The following is a 5,864-nucleotide window of genomic DNA, read 5'->3' as shown; positions in this document are numbered from 1 at the left end:
TGTTGTATATAAAGGTTTAATACCTGTAGTTGGCCGAATACTTACCTTAAAAACATAATATATTTGCTATTTTTGCAATATACAATCTAAATTATACTAATATGGAAAAAACTTATCATTCATTAAAAGACTTTGAACTATCCTATGGGAAAAATGCTATTGAGAGAGCAAATGATTTCCAGCAGTACATTGAGCAACTAAATGATTTCGGATGTAAAAGCTATTGGATAACTTCACATACAGGTATCGGTTCAACAATGGCAATTGAAGGCTTCAACGAACCTGTTATTGCATTTATTTCTAATGATTATTTAGGTATGTCACAAAGAGAAGAAACTAAACAAGCAGGTATAGATGCTATAAAAAAATATGGAACAGGTGCTTGCGCTGCACAAGTAATAGGTGGTTATCTCGACATACACCAACAGCTAGAGAAAGAAATAGCTTCTTTTGTAGGACAAGAAGAAGCTATTTTATTTTCTTCCGGATTTGGAGCAAATGCCGGAATACTAAGAGCCTTATTGGGTCAAAATGATATTGCATTGATAGACCCTTATATCCACACAAGCGCAATGGCTGGACTAAAAGGAACAAATATAAAACGAATTGGGCATAACGACCTAGAATATTTGGAGAAGGTACTAAAAGAAGTCAAAGGGCAATATCAAACTAAACTTGTAATAATAGATGGTGTATATTCCCAGGATGGGGATTTGTCTTTACTTCCGGAAATTATTACTCTTTGCAAGACTTATGAAACCATGCTGATGTTAGATGATGCACATGGAATAGGAGTAATGGGAGCCAATGGCAGAGGAACAGCTGAATACTATAACTGTTTAGGTCAAATTGATATTATTACTGGCACATTCAGCAAGTCATTTGGTTGCGTAGGGGGATTTGCAGCAGCTTCGAAGAAGATAATACAATACTTGAAATTTTATGCGGACAGCAATGTGTTTTCAGCAGCCCCTACCCCACAAGTCACAGCATCCATACTAAAAGCTTTAGAGATTATAAAAAAAGAACCACAAATAAGAACCAAACTTTGGGAAAATACGAACTATCTTAGAAAACGGTTGAAAGAAGAAGGGTTCGACATAGGAAAATCTGTTTCCCCTATTTTTCCTATTATGATAAGAGATAATAAAAAGGTTTACGAAATTGCTAAAATGTTGCAAGAAAAAGGTATCTTTACAATTGGAATTGTATATCCGGCTGTAAGAACCAAAGAAGCAAGATTAAGGGTCAGCGTTCTTGCCACGCATAAACTTGAACAATTAGAATCTTTAGTCAATACTCTTAATGATATAAATAAGAACATAAAAATAAAATAATAATGAAAGAAAGGAGAAAGCGAAGAAGTACCAAAGACATAAAGGAAAGCATTATTAATGCGGCAACCCATTTAATTGAAACTGAAGGATTTTCTAATCTAACAGTTACAGGTATTATGCGACAAGCTGAAATTGAGCCTGTACAATTCTATAACAGATATGATGATTTGAATAAGTTCATTGACGAGTATGTAAAAAAATACGACTATTGGTTTAGCGATATTGTAAAATCACAAAAACAATCTAGTAACGATAAAGCACTATATATGAACATTCTTGTAGGTTTATTTCAATCTTTATCAGAAAATAAAATCATGCAAGAACTTCTAAAATGGGAACTAGCTAATAACAATGAAACTAGTCAACGTACCGCTCAACTACGGGAATTGCACACGTTACCTTTATGCCAAAAATTCTCAAACATATTCTCCAATACAGATATTGACATTGTAACTATATCTGCACTAATAATAGGAGGAATATATTATCTTATTTTGCATGATAAACTTTCAACTTTCAGTGAAATAGACTTAAAAAAAGAATCTGACAAACAAAAAGTTATTAAGGCTATAAGCAAATTGTCAGACATTTTATTTACGTTTATACCTTCTTCTATTACTAAAGAAAATATTGATATTATAATAAAAATGAGAGAAGATAATATTCCTGTAGAAAAAATAGCATATTATACAGGAATCCCTAAAGAAATTATTGTTTCTATCTAAAATATCCGTCCAATGAGGAAAAACCCATTGGACGGGTCTATAGCCTAACCAAAAATCTTTTGTTTCACAAAACGACCCTTTTTCTGTACTAAAGAAAACGGTTCTTTTTTTGCTTAATCAAAGAACTTATGTCGCTACGGTGTTTAGTTAACCAATCTTCCAAAATAAACGAAACTAAAGATGAAATAGGTATTTTGGCTTTAGCTTTGAGCAACCCAAACACCTCTTTTACATCTGTATCAACATATAGAACTTCCTTGCAATTATAATTTTTTCCTTTAATGTACTCTAATAAGTCCGTCAAATCCATTTCACTAGAGCCATTAAAATTAAAAACTTCCGAAGAAGTTGTTTCCATTTCTACATGAAGTGGTTCTTTCTCCTCTTCAACTTCATATTTAGCTTCTTGAATAGGAGCTTCATTTATACTACTCCCATGCAATTCTTCACCTCTTATCATTTTAGCTATTTCCAGAACACTAGAAATACCTTCATTTTGCTTTTTCCTTAATTTATCAGCCATGTGCAAATATATACAATAAATGAATAACTTTATAACAAATATCTATTAAAAGAATATTTTATTTTATTGCTCCTTCTTGAATGATATAATCATAAGCATTCTTCACCTTATCAATACACTCATTACTAATTGCTAATGTATTTATACGTTCCATAGCAACAGAAGCTGGTATTTCATCTGTAACAAAACCAACTTGCTTAAGAATATCAACTACCTGTTCTTTTGTTTCATATCTTACCGCAGTTCTCATATTGTTAGGTAAAAAGAATATTTTAGCTTTTACATTTAAATACTGTAACACTTGGATAAAAAAACCTGTACTATCCATTGTAAATTTATCGTATTTAAATGGGCATATTATTATATCCGCAGCTTTAAGAATAGTTCCCAGAGCATCATCATCAATCTTACCAGGCAAATCTATTAATAGATTTCCTTGCTCAACCTTAGTAAAATCACTAATAATTTTAGCAACATTAGATATATCGGTTTGTATAACCTCATATTTAGGTTCATTATCATAGGTCGCAATATCTTCTTTTCTTCTATCCGATAATGAACGCTGAAAATCTAAATCCAATACTAGAACTTCTTTTCCTTTTTCTACTAGATAGTTGGCAAATTGTATGCAATTAGTCGTTTTACCACAACCGCCTTTCTGATTCCCAAATAATATTATCATATCTTACTTATATTTATTAATTTTGTTGCTGTCCTCTTTTCTTTTTCCTATTAGGAGATTTATCTTGCTGTACATTTATATGCTGGCTAAGAATATCACAAATAGCATCAATCAGATTAAATCCCCTTGCCAGTTCTGAATCTTGTTCAACATTTATTCTTTCCATCTTATCAAGAGTAACTAGAGTAATCCTATCTTTACTATAGCCATCTTTTATAATATTGATTCCTAAATCATCAGTACTTACGATTACTTTATTCTTTTTATCTATTAGATAAACTAAATTATCATCTTCAACAAAAAGAATTCCTTTTTCTCTTAATGTAGAATGTAAATCTGAACTATGAGCCAAATAACTATTTATCATATCAGTATAGACAGTATTTTTTTTATCCATATGCTCTTGAATCAAAATATCATCTTTTTTCACATGATAAATTCTACTTAACAACTCGGCTTCTTTAAGTGTAGCAACATTAAATTTATTTGCTTCATACACTCTGCTATTATATCTAAGTTCTTTCAACAGTTTTTTATCAAGAACCAATAAAGCCTTATCATCACCATTTATAAATATTGTGCCATTCATTGAAAACCTATAACCGTAATCTAACATTAATTTCTTGAAACTATCCATTGTATATTTTGTTCCATCTTTCAAAAGAAGATTAATTATACTATTACAGTGTTCAACTTTTGCTTGTTTATTAGGCTCTACTAAAAGTTCCTTCAAATCCATAACTTCCCCACCTTTCAAAACTCTCTTATTTCTATAATCAATTAATGTATATCCATAAGGTTTAGTATGTCCTTTTCCTGTATGAAAGACTAAATTTATACCAAACTTATCTTTCATCAAAGTTTGAAGTTCTGTATAGGAAAGTCCTTGCTTATATTTAAATAAAAGAGCTGTTATCTGTTTTCTTCTTTCTTCATCAGGTGTATATTGTTTAGCTTTATCTTTTATCTGCTCTAATTGAATTGAAGCGTGCTTTTCACCACCCTTATACAAAATTAATAATCCATCCTTTTCTCTTAATTTCCATCCTGATTGTTCAAGTAACAACTTATATTGCTGCACTGTAGAAAAAGAAAACTCCATGTATTTTGAAATATCATCTTTAGCCTTCAAAGCTAAATCAACATTCATTATTTGATTTATGACTTTCTGTGAGCGCACAGCTTCCATATTATCTTTTACCTTCTGTCCGTTCTTCTGTACTCGTGTAGAAACAATATGTACATGATTATTTTCTGTATCAGAATGAAAATATATCATATAAGGATTATTTCCATAACCCATTTTATTTATATATTGCAAAGCTACATTTTTCAAATCCTCTGCCGAATATTCACGCCCCTTACATGAAATCACTGCATGAAATTGTTTTGCCTTGACCGCTGGATTAGTCCTACAGACAGATTCCATATAAGCTATATAATCCGACTTCTTCAAATTATCTGGATTCATAGCAAAATTTTCTGCAACAAGAAGTTCACTCTTGCCTTCCTCATTCTTTCGCTCATTATAATCAATACCAGCGAAAGAAGTTGCCGCTTTTAAAACTACTACTACCATATTTATAACTTCACACCGCAAATATACAAACAAATATTCAATAAAAGAATATTTCAATATAATTTATTCATACAATAAATATACAAATATTATATATTCATATATTATTTATATATATAATATTTTCCCCTAAAGTTTTTGGTATCATAATAATGTTTTCTCTTCGTCCATGCCGGGCAGAACCCGGAAAAGTACGGTATCAAATACCTTCCCGGTTTCTCTCCAGTGCAGGCAGAAAAGGTATCAATTAGATGCAATCCTTTTACCGATGGGCGGTAGTTCCTGAATGGTGTCGGTGTCTTTTCTTTTATGATGCAGCCGTTTTCCTGTATTCAGGTATAGAGAGAAACGACACAAGGAACTTTAGGGAAAAGAAATAGTAACGCTGTCTTTATCACTAAAATTATATATATAAATATTATATATACATATATTATTTGATTGACATCAACTTACGCCAAGTAACATTCAATTTATCTTGCATAATTACATAGTCTGCCATTTTCTTTTCTACCTCATTAAGAACCTCTTGATTAACTTCTTCCTTATGAATATTTACATACCTAGCCAACTGATTTATATTATTTCCTATACGTTTCATTTCCAAACAAATTTCATCCATCGAACGAATAAATTCTTTAGGGTCAATAAGACCAACTCCTTTCCTAAAGACTCTCTGTCTAAAATAATCTGACATACATTTGCTAGATTTAGAAGCTTTAGTTAGTTCTTCATATTCTAAATTCGTTAAGCGAACTTTCACTATTCTATCTCTTTTATTTGCTTTCATACTATGATACTAAATAATATATGCCCCCAAGTTGCGAGGGGGCTAAACTCCTGATTTATCAGGCAAGATTTGGTTTTTGTGTCCACAAAAACACATCTTGCTATTAATTTCTACAAACGCAAATATATAAATTACTAAACACCCTCCCAAACAAAAGGGAAAAAAATACAATTAGATAAGTTTTTTTGGTATCATAATAATGTTCTCTTATCGTCCATGCCGGGCAGA

The 5,864-nt window shown here is 31.2% G+C and carries 6 protein-coding genes; 2 read left to right on the top strand and 4 right to left on the bottom strand.

Translation table 11 applies throughout. The features are described 5' to 3' along the window. Positions 1 to 101 precede the first annotated feature (101 nt). Both DXA54_RS27345 and DXA54_RS27340 read left to right on the top strand, forming a co-directional pair. Positions 102 to 1,337 (top strand): aminotransferase class I/II-fold pyridoxal phosphate-dependent enzyme, encoded by a 1,236-nt coding sequence (locus tag DXA54_RS27345; RefSeq protein WP_007559081.1) that lies wholly within the window; start codon positions 102 to 104, stop codon positions 1,335 to 1,337. A 2-nt stretch (positions 1,338 to 1,339) separates the two neighbouring features. Continuing rightward, entirely contained in the window at positions 1,340 to 2,062 is a 723-nt protein-coding gene (locus DXA54_RS27340) for a TetR/AcrR family transcriptional regulator (protein WP_120081164.1), read from the top strand. Between the two features lie 88 nt (positions 2,063 to 2,150). Here the strand turns inward: DXA54_RS27340 and DXA54_RS27335 are convergent, their stop codons facing one another. From DXA54_RS27335 to DXA54_RS27320, 4 genes are all read right to left on the bottom strand, one after another. Next, on the bottom strand, positions 2,151 to 2,585 hold the full coding sequence (locus DXA54_RS27335) for a hypothetical protein (protein WP_007557648.1): 435 nt from the start codon (positions 2,583 to 2,585) through the stop codon (positions 2,151 to 2,153). 58 nt (positions 2,586 to 2,643) lie between these two features. Then, positions 2,644 to 3,267, bottom strand: coding sequence for a ParA family protein (locus DXA54_RS27330; protein ID WP_004295355.1), 624 nt, complete (start codon positions 3,265 to 3,267; stop codon positions 2,644 to 2,646). Between the two features lie 16 nt (positions 3,268 to 3,283). Beyond that, positions 3,284 to 4,846, bottom strand: a complete 1,563-nt coding sequence (locus tag DXA54_RS27325) for a relaxase/mobilization nuclease domain-containing protein (protein WP_007559083.1) — start codon at positions 4,844 to 4,846, stop codon at positions 3,284 to 3,286. A 433-nt stretch (positions 4,847 to 5,279) separates the two neighbouring features. Continuing rightward, entirely contained in the window at positions 5,280 to 5,636 is a 357-nt protein-coding gene (locus DXA54_RS27320; RefSeq protein ID WP_007557662.1) for a plasmid mobilization protein, read from the bottom strand. Between the last annotated feature and the right edge of the window lie 228 nt (positions 5,637 to 5,864).

Source organism: Bacteroides sp. OF03-11BH (genome assembly GCF_003604005.1).
Taxonomy (GTDB): domain Bacteria; phylum Bacteroidota; class Bacteroidia; order Bacteroidales; family Bacteroidaceae; genus Bacteroides; species Bacteroides ovatus.
This window is presented reverse-complemented; position numbering and strand designations above follow the sequence as displayed.